General features: G+C 64.5%; 21 protein-coding genes and 1 tRNA gene. 2 read left to right on the top strand and 20 right to left on the bottom strand.

Features of this window, described 5'->3' with window-relative positions; all coding sequences use genetic code 11:
* Positions 1–2 precede the first annotated feature (2 nt).
* The 20 genes from N5C18_RS10985 to N5C18_RS10890 all read right to left on the bottom strand — a co-directional run bounded on the left by N5C18_RS10985 (position 3) and on the right by N5C18_RS10890 (position 13168).
* Positions 3–1784, bottom strand: coding sequence for a phage portal protein (locus N5C18_RS10985; protein ID WP_279944576.1), 1782 nt, complete (start codon positions 1782–1784; stop codon positions 3–5).
* Positions 1784–3352, bottom strand: a complete 1569-nt coding sequence (gene terL, locus N5C18_RS10980) for a phage terminase large subunit (protein WP_279944575.1) — start codon at positions 3350–3352, stop codon at positions 1784–1786. The genes N5C18_RS10985 and terL overlap by 1 nt, the downstream gene beginning before the upstream one ends.
* On the bottom strand, positions 3267–3755 hold the full coding sequence (locus N5C18_RS10975; RefSeq protein ID WP_279944574.1) for a terminase small subunit: 489 nt from the start codon (positions 3753–3755) through the stop codon (positions 3267–3269). The genes terL and N5C18_RS10975 overlap by 86 nt, the downstream gene beginning before the upstream one ends.
* Before the next feature lie 3 nt (positions 3756–3758).
* Entirely contained in the window at positions 3759–4034 is a 276-nt protein-coding gene (locus N5C18_RS10970) for a hypothetical protein (RefSeq protein ID WP_279944573.1), read from the bottom strand.
* 1 nt (position 4035) lies between these two features.
* The gene (locus tag N5C18_RS10965; protein ID WP_279944571.1) at positions 4036–4518 is read right to left on the bottom strand and encodes a hypothetical protein; all 483 of its coding nucleotides are present in this window, start codon (positions 4516–4518) and stop codon (positions 4036–4038) included.
* Positions 4515–4958, bottom strand: a complete 444-nt coding sequence (locus tag N5C18_RS10960; RefSeq protein WP_241881766.1) for a hypothetical protein — start codon at positions 4956–4958, stop codon at positions 4515–4517. Before N5C18_RS10960 ends, N5C18_RS10965 begins: the two co-directional genes overlap by 4 nt.
* Before the next feature lie 8 nt (positions 4959–4966).
* The gene (locus tag N5C18_RS10955) at positions 4967–5455 is read right to left on the bottom strand and encodes a glycoside hydrolase family 104 protein (RefSeq protein ID WP_279944569.1); all 489 of its coding nucleotides are present in this window, start codon (positions 5453–5455) and stop codon (positions 4967–4969) included.
* Between the two features lie 83 nt (positions 5456–5538).
* Positions 5539–5623, bottom strand: a tRNA-Tyr gene (locus N5C18_RS10950).
* 227 nt (positions 5624–5850) lie between these two features.
* The gene (locus tag N5C18_RS10945; RefSeq protein WP_132809872.1) at positions 5851–6234 is read right to left on the bottom strand and encodes a GIY-YIG nuclease family protein; all 384 of its coding nucleotides are present in this window, start codon (positions 6232–6234) and stop codon (positions 5851–5853) included.
* Positions 6231–6626, bottom strand: coding sequence for a hypothetical protein (locus N5C18_RS10940; RefSeq protein WP_279944568.1), 396 nt, complete (start codon positions 6624–6626; stop codon positions 6231–6233). The genes N5C18_RS10945 and N5C18_RS10940 overlap by 4 nt, the downstream gene beginning before the upstream one ends.
* 8 nt (positions 6627–6634) lie before the next feature.
* Positions 6635–6847: a hypothetical protein gene (locus tag N5C18_RS10935; RefSeq protein ID WP_279944567.1), complete on the bottom strand. Its 213-nt coding sequence runs from the start codon at positions 6845–6847 to the stop codon at positions 6635–6637.
* Entirely contained in the window at positions 6844–7212 is a 369-nt protein-coding gene (locus N5C18_RS10930; RefSeq protein ID WP_132809869.1) for a hypothetical protein, read from the bottom strand. The genes N5C18_RS10935 and N5C18_RS10930 overlap by 4 nt, the downstream gene beginning before the upstream one ends.
* Positions 7209–7748 (bottom strand): hypothetical protein, encoded by a 540-nt coding sequence (locus N5C18_RS10925; protein WP_279944566.1) that lies wholly within the window; start codon positions 7746–7748, stop codon positions 7209–7211. Before N5C18_RS10925 ends, N5C18_RS10930 begins: the two co-directional genes overlap by 4 nt.
* On the bottom strand, positions 7730–8125 hold the full coding sequence (locus N5C18_RS10920; RefSeq protein WP_279944565.1) for a Ref family recombination enhancement nuclease: 396 nt from the start codon (positions 8123–8125) through the stop codon (positions 7730–7732). The genes N5C18_RS10925 and N5C18_RS10920 overlap by 19 nt, the downstream gene beginning before the upstream one ends.
* Positions 8126–8267: 142 nt before the next feature.
* Positions 8268–9065, bottom strand: a complete 798-nt coding sequence (locus N5C18_RS10915) for a hypothetical protein (protein ID WP_279944564.1) — start codon at positions 9063–9065, stop codon at positions 8268–8270.
* The gene (locus tag N5C18_RS10910) at positions 9062–9694 is read right to left on the bottom strand and encodes a hypothetical protein (RefSeq protein ID WP_279944563.1); all 633 of its coding nucleotides are present in this window, start codon (positions 9692–9694) and stop codon (positions 9062–9064) included. The genes N5C18_RS10915 and N5C18_RS10910 overlap by 4 nt, the downstream gene beginning before the upstream one ends.
* The gene (gene dnaB, locus N5C18_RS10905) at positions 9691–11139 is read right to left on the bottom strand and encodes a replicative DNA helicase (protein WP_279944562.1); all 1449 of its coding nucleotides are present in this window, start codon (positions 11137–11139) and stop codon (positions 9691–9693) included. The genes N5C18_RS10910 and dnaB overlap by 4 nt, the downstream gene beginning before the upstream one ends.
* Positions 11136–12080, bottom strand: coding sequence for a hypothetical protein (locus tag N5C18_RS10900; protein ID WP_279944561.1), 945 nt, complete (start codon positions 12078–12080; stop codon positions 11136–11138). The genes dnaB and N5C18_RS10900 overlap by 4 nt, the downstream gene beginning before the upstream one ends.
* Before the next feature lie 270 nt (positions 12081–12350).
* A complete protein-coding gene (locus N5C18_RS10895) occupies positions 12351–12794 on the bottom strand; it encodes a phage regulatory CII family protein (protein WP_164242158.1) in 444 nt (147 codons plus the stop codon).
* Between the two features lie 152 nt (positions 12795–12946).
* A complete protein-coding gene (locus N5C18_RS10890) occupies positions 12947–13168 on the bottom strand; it encodes a hypothetical protein (RefSeq protein ID WP_164242082.1) in 222 nt (73 codons plus the stop codon).
* 168 nt (positions 13169–13336) lie between these two features.
* Here N5C18_RS10890 and N5C18_RS10885 point away from each other — a divergent pair, with 168 nt between their 5' ends.
* Both N5C18_RS10885 and N5C18_RS10880 read left to right on the top strand, forming a co-directional pair.
* Positions 13337–13948: a helix-turn-helix transcriptional regulator gene (locus N5C18_RS10885; protein ID WP_279944559.1), complete on the top strand. Its 612-nt coding sequence runs from the start codon at positions 13337–13339 to the stop codon at positions 13946–13948.
* Between the two features lie 170 nt (positions 13949–14118).
* Positions 14119–14388 carry a hypothetical protein gene (locus tag N5C18_RS10880; protein WP_164242162.1) on the top strand — a complete coding sequence of 90 codons (270 nt, stop codon included), beginning with the start codon at positions 14119–14121 and terminating at the stop codon, positions 14386–14388.
* Positions 14389–14490 lie beyond the last annotated feature (102 nt).

Genomic DNA, 14490 nt, shown 5'->3' with positions numbered 1-14490 from the left:
GGTCAGTCCTCGCGGATCTCTTCGAAGATTTCCGGGCCCAGCACGATGCGGCCGCGGTACGGCTCGACCTTCGACAGGTCGACGGTCGCCTTGGTCAGGCTGATGTGCGGGGTGTATTCCGGCCAATCGTAGGAACCACCAGCGCGGGTGATGCTTTCATGCCGCCAGGACAGCTGCGACGACGCGAACAGGATTACCGCCGACATACCGCCCAGCGGCTCTACCGCGCGCGGCCCGCCTTCCGGGATCACCAGCTCATCCTTGCCGCTGTTGCTCCACTCGTTTGCGTTGCCGGCCTTGATCCAGTCGAAGGCCTGCCGCGAGTAGGCAACGGTGACGTGCAGGTCGCCCTGCAGTTCGCCGATGCCTTGCTCCTTCGCCCAGGCTGCGATCTCTTCCGCGTTCATCACCTTGCGGCTGACGTAGAGCGAACGCGGCTGAGCATCGGTCACCGGCACTGCCGCTGCAATCTCCTCGTCGTCCTCGCCCGGTTCATCCTGCGGCGTCGACTTGCCGTACTCCAGCATCTCGGCTTCCAAGCCTGGCGCGACACCTGCCTCGGTCAGCATGTTGACCGCCACCGTCGACATGACCTCATCCGGCAGCAGCTTGGTCTCAGCGATGGTCTTGATGGTCTCAGCGGTGGTCTTGCCGATGGCCGCGCGCTCGGTGTCGGTGGTCTGCCACAGGCTGCGCCAGTTGTAGAACACCTCCGGCGGCCGACTGCCCAGCGCGGAGCGGATCAGGCATTCATCGAGGATCTGCAGCGACGGCTGCAGCACCAGCTCCTGGTTGCTGCTGATGCGGTCGTAGTAGTTCCGTAGGTCGCTCTCGCCGCTAGCGTTGAGACCGCCCGGCGACTGGCCCAGAAGGCGAGTCATAGGGATGTCGGAGGCGCCGGACGTGAGCTGCATGAACCCCATCAGCAGGTCGACCAGACCGCCGAACTGCGCCTGCTTCTGCTCGTACTCTTCCTCCGCGTCCAGCAGCAGCGCGCCGTTGACGCCCTTTGCCATCGCCGCGAGGGTCAGGCGTTGCAGGACCTTCTGCTCGTACTCCGGGTCGGCCAGGCTCGACATGAAGTTCGGGATCTTGATGACATCGACCTTGGCCTCAAACACCAGCGAGGCGATGTTCGCCGCGCTGGCATCAGCATCTTTGATTGCCTTGCTGATGGCCAGAAGCACCGAGTCGCCCCACCCGTCGCCGATGCCAGATTCCGGATCCGGCTTTTCCGCGCCGTGCAGGATCACCAGGCGCGAAGGGTGAATCTGCACCTGGCCAGCCGTACCGCTGGTCAGGGTGTAGAACGCCGGCAGGCCGTACCCCGGCGATTCCGGGTCAAGGTCCTGCTCGCCGGCCTGCAGCACACGCTTCGAGAGAACGTTGATGTGGCGGATCCCGCCCTTACCAATGGACTCAGGCTTCAGCGGCAGCGCGGGGTCCGATTGGCCTGTGCCAATGTAGAGCGCGGCGCCGCCGCTGAGCCGTGCACGGATCATCGCCTTCAGCACCTTCTGCTGCAGGCCGAGCCGCTTCTCCTCGGTCTCAATCGCGCTGATCTGCTTCTGGTCTGCGCTCCAGCCACGCCACTTTCGGCAGCTGTCCATCGCCGGGATGTCGATCACCTTCCGCGCCAGCCAAGTGCCGCGGTAGGCGTTGTCTGCCTCCTGCTCCGACAGTGTCGGCATGCCGTAGAACGTCGATGCCGCCTTGTCGCGCGGCGTGCCCAGGTTGGCAACCAGGTTGACGAGGCCGTCCCTGATCTGTGCGATTTTGCCCATCAGAGTGCGTCCCCGAGGTTGTAGGTGCTGCCGGTGACCAGCTCAGCGAATCCGCCTGACAGCGCGTCGCCCTGGTCGTCGTGCTTTGCGTTGGGTATTTCGCAGACTTCGTCCAAGAACGCCTGATTCCATGGCGCCCTCACCAATTTCACATTCCCGGCTTCTGCCTGGGCCTCCACCGGGGTCAGGCGTACTTGCTTCGAGCCAGACTCAAGCACGGCCTTCACGTCCCAGCCGGCCAGCAGCTTCACCTGGTGAGCAGCGTTGCTCTTGCCAGCGGCACCCGGGTCTTGCGGGATGCGGACCTTGATGGCCTTGCCGTCCTGCAGAGCGGTGTTCCTCAGCAACCGCTCGACGCCGGCGGGCGATACCTGGTCGCGTACCACGTCCAGGACGTAGTAGATGCCGCCGACTTCGCCCAGCAGCAGGCCTACCGTGTAGTCAGGGTCGCTGCTGGTCTTCTCCTTGGGATCGGTCGCAGCGAAGTCCCAGCGCCTCACCTTTCGCGCCGCCGAGATGGCCGGCGCGGCGTCCACAATCTCGAACCACTCGCGCTTGAACATGCCGCCGTCGCGTGGGGTCGGTCGTTGCTGGTACTGGCCGGCCCACGCATACGAGCCCTTGGCGCGCTTCAGCCGGTCCACTTCCAGGCGCGGGAAGCGCTCCGGGAACAGCAGCTCGCCCTCTTCGGTACGTGGATCTTCGAAGAACAGCTCACCATCGATGTAGGTGCGGCACGGGCCGCCAGTCTTCTTGCCGTCCTTGTCGACCCGCTCCGCCTCAAACTCCATCGGGAGATTGAGGTGGACGAAGCCCAGGTCCAGCTCCATCGCCACCGCTGCAACGTCCTGCTGGTGCAGGCGCTGCATGATGATGACCATGGCCGACGATATGATGTCGTTGAGGCGGTCGGTGATGCCCTCCCGGAAGATGCGGACGGCAGTGTTCCGTTCGGCGTCGCTCTCGGCAGTCTCGGTCGAATGCGGATCGTCCACCTTCACCCGGTCGCCGCGGCCACCGGTCATGGAACTGAAGGGCCTGGCCTCGCTGAAGCCGTTACCGGTGTTCTCGAACTTTCCCTTGGCGTTCTGGTCGCCCCGCAGCTTCATCGGCCAGGCAGCCTGGAACTGGTCGCTCTCGATGAGGCGCCGCAGCTTCAGGTTGTCGCGCAGCACGTTCGGCTGGCTGTAGGAGGTGGCCAGCGTCTGCAGGTCCGGGCGGCCTACTGGGCCCCATTCCCACGCCGTCCAGAACACCATCAGCAGCGACTTCATCATGCCCGGGGGCACGGTCATCAGAAGGAACTGGATACGGCCTTCGGTGACTGCCTCCAGGTGCCGGCACATGGCCCGCAACGCCCATCCGAACTTCAGCGGTCTGGTCGGCTCCAGAACCCGCCAGTGCTCCTTGATGAAGCCCTCCAGCGTCTGCGATCGCGCCCGGATGCCTTCGACGTCCTCCGCGATGCGCGCGCGCTCCCGATCAGCCGCCCTCCTCGCCCGCTCCGCCCGAATCTCCGCCAGCGTCGGCAAGCGGACCGAGGATCTGTTCAAGGCGGTCGAGATCATCGTCTGAGAGGTTCTTCAGGTCGTAGGTGCCCACGGCGCCGCTGTGCTTGTGCTTCTCCACCAGCAGGCCGGCCAGCTTCCCCTTGCCCATCGTGGCGGTTACCGCCGCGCTGGCCTGTTTTTCCTTCAGCGCCAGCTTCCGGGCCTGTTCCAGCTCTGCCATCAGGCTGTCGACCGTGACCTCTGCCTTCTTGGCCACCTTCTTCTGGCCAGCCCGGACAGCGGCAAGAACGCGCGGGTCGGTCAGCAACCGAGATCCCTGCTGCCGGGCTGTGCTCTCGCTGTAACCAGTACGGATGGCCGCCTGCGTGCCATTGTGATCCTTCAGGTACTCCAGCACGAAGCGCTGCTGCTTCGGGGTCAGGCCGATCGCCTTGTCGGCGGTGGTCTTCTTCGCGGCCATGGGTCAGCGCTCCGGTACCGGCTTGCCCTGCACCTGTTCGATGGTGTCCAACTGCGCCTCGTACTGATCCAAGCAGCGCTTCCGGCCGTTGCTGACCTCGAACACCGCCGAGGGCTTGCCAGCCCGCACCCAGGTGCAGCGCTTCATCAGGGCCGCGTCGATGGGGACATAGGTGGCCACCGGCACCTTGATGATGTCCGGGGCCGGCAGATTGGTCTTGGGCGGTGCCGACTGGCATCCGGCCAGCAACAGCGCCGCAGCGATCAGAAAGACGCGCATGTCAGTACCCCTTCAGTGCCGGGCAGGCTGAGTCGAGCAGCTCCAACGCCGCCTTGCAGGTATCTGGACGCTGCTCGTAACGACCGCGCCAGGTGGAAGCCTCTTTTTCGGATGCCTCGATCTTGCCGGCGAGGGTCTGCAGCGCCGCCGCGCTTTCTGCCTTGAGGGATTCCAGCTTCTCGGCTTCTGCCCTAAGTGCAGCGGCGACTTCGGCCAGGCGCTGATCACGGGTGTCCACGTCGGCCTGCAGGCGGTCTGCATCTGCTTTCCAGTCGGCCCGAACCTTCACGACCTGGGCGCTCAGATCCTTGATCTGCTGCTCTTTCTCGTAAGCCGACAGGCCCGCGACCATGCAACCGAACGCGAGCACACCGCAACAGACCTTCATGACGCTACCGGGCTTGCGCAACCAGACCAGCACCTCGGCAGCCCAGCCAATCACTAGGTCCCAGAGGGCCTTGAAGAATCGAATCAGAACGCTCATGGCTTCTCGCCTCCGATGGCCCCGGTGGCCTTCTCCACCAGGCGCACGTAGCCCGGCAGCAGCCGGCGAATCAGGACGCCGGAAAGGCCGGCCAGAGGTAGCTGCGGCGCGCCGGCCAGTGCTGGCCAGATCGAGGCAGCCACTGCGATGACCCATGCGGCCACGATCGCGTAGGCCACAACCGCAACCGCCAGCGCCGCCCAACGCGCCGCAGTCTGCAGGAACCGGTGGCCGCGCCGGCGGCTGGCGTCCGCTGCAACACGCTCTGCGTCCTTCTCCGGCAGAAGGAGAACGCCGATCAACGCGCCGGCCATGGCCACCAACAGCACCGACTGTGGCACGCCCAGGATGACGCGCTCAGCTTCGCGCAGAGCGTCCGCCGTCGCCGGCGCCACCACGGCTGCAGTGAACGTACCCACGATGGTTTTCAGCGTGCTCACGGGCTCGGTCACGGCGCCACCGCCCCACCGGCCTTGCGGTACATCGCCAACAGGTCGGCGAGCTTGTGTTCGTGCTGGCCGTAGCCAGCGCCGGGCAGGCTTGCCCAGATACTGCTAACCGCCTTGATCGCCTCCGGGATCTTGCCAGCTTGGATCAGCGGCAGCGCGCGGCGCTCGCGGATCTGCTGCAGCGCGATCAAGTCTTGGCTCATCGGGCTGAAATCCTTCAGGCCCAACGACTTGCGATAAGCGTCGTAGTAGCGGCGCAACAGCTGGTAGCGGCCGGCAGCGGTCGACTGGATCTTCAGCTTGGGCAGGTCCACCAGCACGCGCGGGTGATCGCGGTAGCCGTTGAACAGCTTGCCTCCCACGATCACGTCATAGCCGCGGTCCTTGGTCACCTGCTTGCCGTTGTCGGTCCCTTCGGACCAGGCCAGCATGTCGAGGAAGGCCACGACGTTCACGCCGCCAGCCTGTTGTGCGGTGATCTGCGCCATGGCGACTTCTCCTGCATAGGTGCCCGCCCCGCAACCGGCTGGTGCGCGAGGATGTGGTTGGTCCGGGGGGCTGCGGGCGTAGGTGGTGGGATGACGTGGAGTCGAACCACGCGAGTCGAAGACGCCGGATTTACAGTCCGGCCCAGCGCCCATCTGGCAACTCATCCCGATGTAGGGCCGATCACCACCGCTGCCTAGGCGCTTCCCTGCGCCGTAGCGCCAAGGATGCAAACCGCCCGGTTGCATAGACGCCAGCCCCAATCGCCTCACGGCGAGCGGAGGGGGATTCGGCGCGGTGGTTGATCGGTAGAAACGACGAAGCCCCGGCGACTGCCAGGGCTTCGAATGTGGTCATCAGGTGTCGGAAGTTGGTACTTCGCGAAGGTGCCCAGTTTCTAGGCCGCATTGTCTAGACGCAACACCCTGCAGAGCGATCGAACGGCGTCGAGGCTCATATGCTTCCAGCGCGTTTCGCTCAGCCCGTGGTGCCGCAGCACCACTGCCGTTGCCTCGGCCATGGCGCGTTTGTGGTCAGGGTTCGACAGGTTCATCCGGAACCACTCGCCTTGCGTGTGGAACGCCTGAAGCTTGCTGTGGAACAGCGTCTCTGCCTGCCGGGCGCCGCGTGGAAGCTCCAGATACGCCACGTCAGTGATCGGCATCGGACATCCGGTCTGCACCGCGCTGACCCTAGCCGCGAGGTCGGTTGTCACACCGATCTTGCAGAAACTATCTCCACAGCAAGCATCAGCGATCATCATGTAAACGACCATCTTCATGCTGCCATCTCCTTTGAAAGCTGACCCATTACGAATGCCTTTCCGATTGCGAGGTAGTCGTAGTAGGTGGGACGTTTGATATCAATGCCCACGCGCCTTAGGTTCTGCAGCTTCAGCTCCAAGGGCGCGCTCTTCAGGAAGTACTCGCAACGAAGGGTTCGGGCCGGGCGGATGTAGCCGAATGCCTCCATGGCAAGCACGGCGGACTGCACTTCATCGCCAGGCGTGTTGATCAGGATGCCGCGATATCCGCCACCGCCCGGCATGAAACCCTGGTGCTCGATCAGCGACTGCAGAACGTTCCGACTTGCGAAACCGATGTTTTCGTAACGGCCGCCGCCATACTCCTCAGCCCACTGGACCAGGCGCGCTTCGAGCTGCTTCTTATCCATGGGTCACCTCAGCGCGCATCGCGCATGCCCTCCAGTACGGCGTCATCGAAACGGAAAACCGGCAGCTTGCTGTCGGTGTCGCAGGATCCGGCCCGCTCAGGCCAGCCCTTGCAGTGGAAGCCAGCTGCGCCGGCGGCGCGGAACTGGCAGACCGAGCAGCGGCCGTGCTTCTGCACGTAGGACCGGTACCGCTTCTGCATGCGCAGTTCGGCCGCCGTCACAGGCCCTCTTCCTTGCGGATGTGCTCGGCCAAGTCCCTGACCTTCCAATCGGAAACCCCGCTGGGGATCGTGACCATCTTCTGGCAGCTGGTGCACTTCACCTTCGTACGGCCCTGCAGCAGGCGAACATGGGCCGAAAGGAGAGACCAGCGCTGGATGAGGCTGCTGTCCTCGCGGGCCAGCTGCGCCAATGCCCAGACCGGATTGAGCTTCTCGCCACAGTCCCGGCAAGTCACTTCCGATGCGCGCTCATCCACCAGGAAGTGGCTGTGGGCGCAGCTGCCGTAGGTGCGGACGATCGTCAGTTCATTGGCCGGGGCGTCCTTCGGCTTGACCGGCAGCCGCACCACATTTTCGTCACTCATGCTGCTACTCCCATGGCCAGCTGGTGCTCGGCCCAGAGTCCGATCAAGAGCGCGTCGGCCCTGCCGTTGTCTTTCTTCCGCTGCAGCTGCAGCGCGGCGGCCGGAAAGCGCTGAATCGCCAGCAGCCGCGCGGCGTCCTTGTCCTGGCCGGTCAGCCCGAAACGGCGCTTCCAGCTGGCAGGCTCCGCCCGCAGGTAGGGAATACCCAGCAGCTCGAATGCTGCCTTGGCCTTGCCGTAATGGTCGCCGAAGTTGAAGGACGACTGGGGACCGGCCTTGCGCTCCTCCTTTCCGTCCGGCCCCTTCCTCGGCGGCATCGCGCGCACCCTTTCGATCACCCCCACTACCTCCGCGCCGGGGTTCAGGTCCTTCGCCGCGCGGATGAACAGAGCGATGCCGCGGGCATCGACCTCCTGGTTCTCCCCGACGGTCAGCAGCGGCATGTCGATCACCGGACCTGCTGCTCCATCGACTAGCGCCGCGATGGCGCCGGTCCGGCCGGGGTCGATGCTGATAATCAGGCGGCGGATCGCCATGAGGTCTTCTCCAGATGCTTTTCGATCAGGGTGTTCTGCAGGTCCAGCAGGTAGTCATCGCTGCCGACCTCCTCCCGGAATTTGCGCGGTTGGCGGGCATAGGACGGGCCGAACAGTTCTTCGCACCGTGCAGCGGACATGCCTCCGAAAGGCTCGCCGCGGTGGGACCAGGGGTTCAACCCGATGGTGAAGTCATGCCCACGCCGCTTCTGGCCGTGCTTCCCCCCAACGGTCAGGTGGTGCTCCTCAGCCGGTACCGGATCCTCACCGAGTCGGATCCCGAGGCTGTGTGCCACGATGCACCCGATATCCTTGATAGCGTCGAGCCGGGCAAGCTGGGCTTTGGTCTTGTTGCCTGTGGATCGCCCGTGCTTCATCGACGCACCTCTCGTCCCCTACGTGCCGCCGCACGCAAGCGGCGGGCCTGGGAGTGCTTGCCGGTCGCCCTTGCAGGCCAGTAGCCACGACGGCTGATCGCTGCCGCGAGAACGATGGCGAGCAGACTGCGGTCGATGGGGATCATGCCGCCACCTCAGTTCTGCGCGCACGGGCCTCTGCCAGAACTTGGGCAAATGCCTCGGGGTGCTGCTGGTCAAACGCCGGAATAGTCCCGCGCCCCCAGCGGCCATCGCCGAGCTGCTGCAGCCAGCCATCGGAGGCGCAGAACCGGCGCGGGTCGATGCCGTGGGCGCGGACGCCCTTGGCGGTTGTGAAACCATCCAGCTCGATGTCGGCCAGCACCTTCAGCGCGCCAATCTTCCAGGGCGTCAGCTGGATCGGTGAAGGGACGCCGGCGGCGACTTTCGGCACGATTTCCGGCAGCGTGCAGCGCTTGTCCGGATTCCAATCGAACCAGGCGGAGTTGCTCCATTCCCCCAGTGCGCCGGCAGCGGCGTCCCATGGGCGAGCATCGGTCAGCTCGCTGCGATGCACGGCCCGCTGGATGCCTTCTCCTGGACGGCTGTAGCGATACCGATCCGAAGGCACCAGAACCTGCACGCCGAGCAGTTCGAGCATGCGCACGATTCCGTAACTCGCCTCGGTCGTGCACGGCACCAGTACCGCGCGGAAGTCTGGCCCTTCGCCGCTGCCGCTGCTCCAGTGCGCCGGTAGGATCTGGTCCGCTACCTTCGCGTTTAGCTGCAGCTTCGCCTCAACGCCGAGCTGGTGGCCGGTGGCCTTCCACACGGCGAGAATGTCGAAGCCGGCCGTCTCCGGGTACACCTCCCAGCCACCGGACGCGGTCATGCACTCGATCAGCCGCTCGCACAGCGAAGCCTCGGTCGGATAAATCGCCTTGATCTCTGCCGCCTTCATGCCGCCCTCCCCGGCTGCTGCCGGCCATTGACCATCCGCCAGTAGTCCGCGCGCACGTCGTCCAGCATGACGTGCGCGTAGTGGTCACCGATCCAGGCGGTGATTCCCTTGAAGAAGGCGGCGAAGTCCTCCTCCTCCATCGAATCGAAGGCCAGGGACTGGGCCACCTTCACCGGAATGGTGCGGATCTCCGGCAACACGCCCGACAGCACCTTGCGCGCGCCGGCGCCCAGTACAGTCTCGGCGGCATCCAGCAGCGCCTGCACCACCGGGCTGGCGTCCATCTCGACCATCTCGCAGCAGATGCCTGACTCCAGCTGCACCTGCTTCAGCGCTGCATGCGCGTCCAGGTCACGGAACGCCTCGACGTTGTCGACCAGCAGGTGGCCGATGACATGGGCCAGGCGGTGGAAGGCGGCATTGCGCGAGGCCTTGATCTCCAGCCGATACTCATGGCCGACGCGGTAGCCGCGGTCCTTGGCCAGCCGACGGTCGATGTCGTTGCTGGGCACGAATGCGCCCAGTTCCTCACCGGTGGCCGGCTCGACCAGGCGCATGCAGGTCGCGTAGATGGGCCGGCTGGCCCGCTTCGCGCGGATCTTGCGCGCTGCTGCAGTCATCGCGGTCATGCAGCATCCTCTGGGTAGAGAGCGGCGGCCAAGCCACGGCGAGGTTTCGGACCGGTACCGGCTGCCGGCGCGCTGGCGCTGGTCTGCTTGGGCTGCCACCATTCCGGCAGGGTCGAGAATCGGAACAGGCCTGGCTCGTATAAGGTGCGGGCCATGCCCGGGGCGCCGTCACGCTGAATCGCCACGATCAGCTCTGCAGTCCCCTCCCAGCGGCTGTCCTTGTGGTAGATCTCGTCGCGGTAGATGAAGATCACCGCGTCCGCGTCCTGCTCGATCGAACCTGAGTCACGCAGGTCGGCCACGATCGGGCGCTTATCGCCGGTACGCTTCTCCACGTCGCGATTCAGCTGGCTGAGCAGCAGCACCCTGATCTTCAGTTCGCTGGCCAGCAGCTTCAGGGCGCGGGTAATGTCGCCGATGCCGGCGGCGCGGTTGTCACCGTCGACGTGCATCAACTGCAGGTAGTCGATCACCACCAGTGCCAGGTCCGGGTCCCGGGCTTTCATGCGGCGCACCTGGGCGCACACGTGCTGAACCTTGGCGATGCGCGGTCGACTGATGTGCAACGGCGCATCCCCGATCTTCCGGGTCCAGTGCGTTACGTTCTGCCAGTCGATTTCGTCCAGGTTGCCGGCGCGCAGCTTGCTGCCAGTGATCCCGGCCTTGTTGGCCAGCATCCGCTTGCCCAGTTCTTCCGGGGTCATTTCAAAGCTGAAGAACGCCACCGGCAGGCCTGCAACCATCGCCACGTGCTCAGCAATGTTCTGCGCCAGCGTGGTCTTGCCCATCTTCGGCCGGGCGGCCAGGACGTACAGGCGACCGGCCTGCATGCCGTCGAGCAGGTCATCCAGATCCGCAACGCCTGTTCGCAGGCCGGTGATGCCGCCACCCGTGTTCGCGGCCAACGAAAGCTGGTCGTACACCCGGGCCATGACCGGTGCCACTGGCTCGAGATCGCACGGCTCGCTGTCCAGCATGCCGCCGATTCGGGTCTGCGCGGTGCCGATGAGATCCAGTGCGCTGCGGCCCTCGGGGTTGTACGCGGCATCGATCAGCTCCTGCCCGGCGTCGATCAGGGCGCGGCGCTTGGCTGTCTCCGCCACGATTTCGGCATAGCCACGGATGTTGGCCGTCGACGGCGTAGTGCTGGCCAGCTCGATCAGGTAGGCGCCGTCGCCGACCAGTTCCAGCTTGCCGCGCGATTCGAACCATTCGCCGATGGTGACGGCGTCTGCCTCGCGGCCCTTCTTCAGCACGTCCTCGATGGCCTGCCAGATCAGCTGGTGGTCACGGCGGTAGAACTGCTGCGCGCTCAGCACGTCCTGCACGTCCATCCAGGCCTGCGGCCGCAGCATCAGCCCGCCAAGCACCGCCTGCTCGGCCTCGATGGCCTGCGGCAACATCCGCAGCCTCTCCTCACGGTAGAAGTCTGGCAGAGCGCTCATGCGGCCTCCGACAGGGCACGGTCTGCGAGCTTCGCGATCACTTCATCGCGCAGCAGGTACAGGAAATCCGGCCGCCAGTTTTCGTGCGGTGCGTTGTAAGGGCCCTTGCCGCAGCTGAAGTCGTCCTCGGCTACAGATTCGAAATACAGCTTCCAGAACTGCGGCGTTACCCGCTCGCTGCCGAACAGCTGCTGGCATAGCTGGCGCACAGTCGGCAAGGCGTTCTCGACCGCCTTCAGCCGTGTCTTGTTCAGCACCGTGCACTTCGCCAGCAGCCCAACAGGCTTGGCCAGCGTTGCGTTGAACGCGACCTGGGCCTCCTCAGCGATCTGACGGATGCGGTCAGCCTTCCGTGCCTTCAGGTCGGCCTTCTGTTCTTTTTCCTTATCGGTTCCGCCGACGAGGGTCAGCGCCAACGGCGCGGACGAATCCGAGCGAAGCGAGGATGAAGAATCCTGTTCCTGTTCCTGTTCCTGTTCCTGCTCTTGGCTTCCAAGGGGCTTCGAAGGGGCTTCTGCACCCCTTGCGTTCGTCAGGTGGAATTCCGCCTGATAGTGACGCCAGAAAGGATAGAGGAAAGGGTTGTCCTGCAGGCTGTTGTACTCACGTTGGATGCCAGCACATCGATTGTCGGAAGCCTTGAGGCTGTTACCGATCTGGTACTTGGCCATCTCCACAACCCACACCATTTCGCTGGCTTCGTCGTAGTGGCAGAACCCCTCTTCGATACATACCAGAAGCCCCTTCGAAGCCCCTTCCAAGCCCAAACCGGTCTCATGGGCCATGTAGAGCATCGGCTGGTAGAACAGACCAAGCATGTTGGAATGCGGCGAGGACATCAGATACATGGCCACAACCACCCCTTCGGAGCCCCTCCGGCGAATGGCCTTGCCCGTGGCGCCCGTCCAGAAGGTGGGCACGATCTTGGCGTAGTCACGCATGGGGTGCCCCCAGAAGGTCAGGCGCACCGTCGCCAGCGCGCCGGGCCTCGGCCCTCGCCTGCTCCTCGGCACACCGGCTACGGTGCTCCGCACGCTCGGCCTCGGTCATAGGTTCGCTACTGGCGATGACGTCCAGGCAGCACTGCAGGTGCCTGAGCGTGTCGGGCCGCGCTTTCATGGGATGTCCTCCGTTTCGGGTGGACACCCACCCTATGGCACGCCGGCGGCGGCGGCGCACGCTAACTGCCGCGTTGTGACCTGGGGCTACGCTCATGCCCCACCCCGCTCCGCCGCCGCTTCGGCGTGCTGGCTGACCTGGACAAGCGCGGCCATGACCTGCTGGCAGGCGCGCGAGATGTCATCAGCCTCGTTCGGGGTGATGCGGTTGTCGGCCATCGCTTTCGAGACCAGTTCGGCCAGGTCCCCCTTCGCGGCGGCGGCCGACAGCAATGCGGTGATCAGGGTGCCGGACTCAGGTGCATCGACACGCTGCGCGATGAAACCGTGCTCCGCGCAGAGCGCGTGCAGGATGCGGAAGTCACCGGTGCGTGCCATCAGCGCGTCCGCTTCCTGCAGGCTCAGCAGGTTGCGGTCGGTGTTCGGGTTGACCTTGCCGCGCAGGGTCGCGGCTGACATGCCCATCCTGGGCGCCAGGGCCTCACTGCCGCCCGGGTACTGGTGGACGGTGTCGTAGGCGGCATCAGTGACATTCATGGGCGGTTTTCTCGATTGGAGACGGGGCGGCGACTGCGGCGCACGATGGCGCCATGGACAACGTCACATCAGGGATGAAGGGAGCCCCTCTCCAACGCCAGGCCCGCGGTCACCACACGCACGGGAAAGCTGGAGAGGGGCATGGAGCACGGTCAGGCAGCCACGTCGTGTTGGTCGGGATCGTTGGCCGGTGGCTGCCGGTAGTCGCCGAAAAGGTCAGGGCGCAATGCCCTCGCCTGCCACTGCCGGCCTTCGGGCAGCAGCTCATCGTCGGGCCACTGGGAGACCGCCCCGGCCGTCACTCCGAAGAAGCGAGCCACGTCGGCGTCTTTGCCGCCGAGGGCCTCTCGCACTGCACGTTTGGTCATGTTCATGGCGCGAGTGTAGAGCGCTAAACGCATTCGTACAAGCCCACTAAACGACCTAATCGTTAAGCTCACTAAATGAGAGACACATTTGCCGCCCGCATGGCTTTGGCCGTTCGCGAGTCCGGCCGATCCCTCCAGGAGATTGCCACCCTCGCCGGGACAACTAAGGGCCAGGTGAGCCAGTGGCAGACGGAGGGGAAGGTCCAGCCCGAGAACATCAAGGCTCACGTCGTCGAGAGCATCTGCTCAGCGTTGGCTATTCGGCCGCGCTGGCTGCTCTATGGGGAACTACCCATGCGAGGCGATTCCAACCCTTCGCCAACCGTCTCCGCGCCTGAGATTCCCGCCGGGTATGTTCGCTTCCACATGATGGAAGGTCAGGCATCCGGTGGAGGTGGCATGGTGAATCAAGACTTCCCTGCGGTCCTACGTGAGGTAGACGTCGCCGAGTGGCAGGTTCGTAGCCAGATTGGCTTCCTGCCCGAGGAAGGACGCGTCCAGTTGATCACGGTGCATGGCGATTCGATGTACCCGGATATTCGAACTGGTGACGTGCTCATGGTGGATACGGCTCGCCGATTCTTCGAGGGTGACGGCGTGTATCTCATCAACCTCAACGGATACACCATGGTGAAGCGGTTGCAGATGCTTCCGAATGGGCTCCACATCGTAAGCACGAACCCGAAGTACCAGAGCGCGGTGCTACCGGCCGGTGAAGTCGACACGCTCCATGTTGCAGGGCGAATTGTCGGTGGTGCGATCATGCGCCGCGGCGAAGAGTTCTAGCGCGGCTCAAGGAGGATCCGATGGCTTTGATCAACTGTGCAGAATGCGGTACCCAAGTAAGCGACTTGGCAGCGTCGTGCCCCAAATGTGGAGCACCTGTGGCAGCCATGCTCTCTCCAGGCCCTGTCCCTCAAACTCGAGCTCGCGCCGTTACCTTCACTCCAATGGCCGTGGCCGCGATTGTCGCAGCGGTGATCTTCGTGGTGGTCATGGTCATCGTTGTTCGGGCACAACAGCAGCGCCCTGATAGCGCATGGGCCGAGCGCCAGGCGACCGATGCCGCCCGCGCAAAGGATCGGCGTGCCGTGGAGTACTGCGACGATCGATACAAGGAAATGAACGCGGACCGACAGTACACGCCGGAGATGTTGCAGTTCCACTCGCAGGCATGCCGAAAGATGCGCGATGACTATCGCCTCAGATGGGGAAGAGACCCCTGATACCCCGTCGGACAACAGAAAGCCCCGCCAGTCGGGGCTTTTTTGTGTCCGGCCATAGGCGAACCCGATCTTCGTTTAGTGAATCTCGTTTAGGGTGCTTGA

This window comes from Stenotrophomonas sp. GD03930, from assembly GCF_029839665.1.
GTDB classification, from domain to species: Bacteria; Pseudomonadota; Gammaproteobacteria; order Xanthomonadales; family Xanthomonadaceae; genus Stenotrophomonas; species Stenotrophomonas forensis.
Note: the sequence above shows the minus strand (reverse complement) of the source record. Positions and strands in the feature narration are given on the sequence as shown.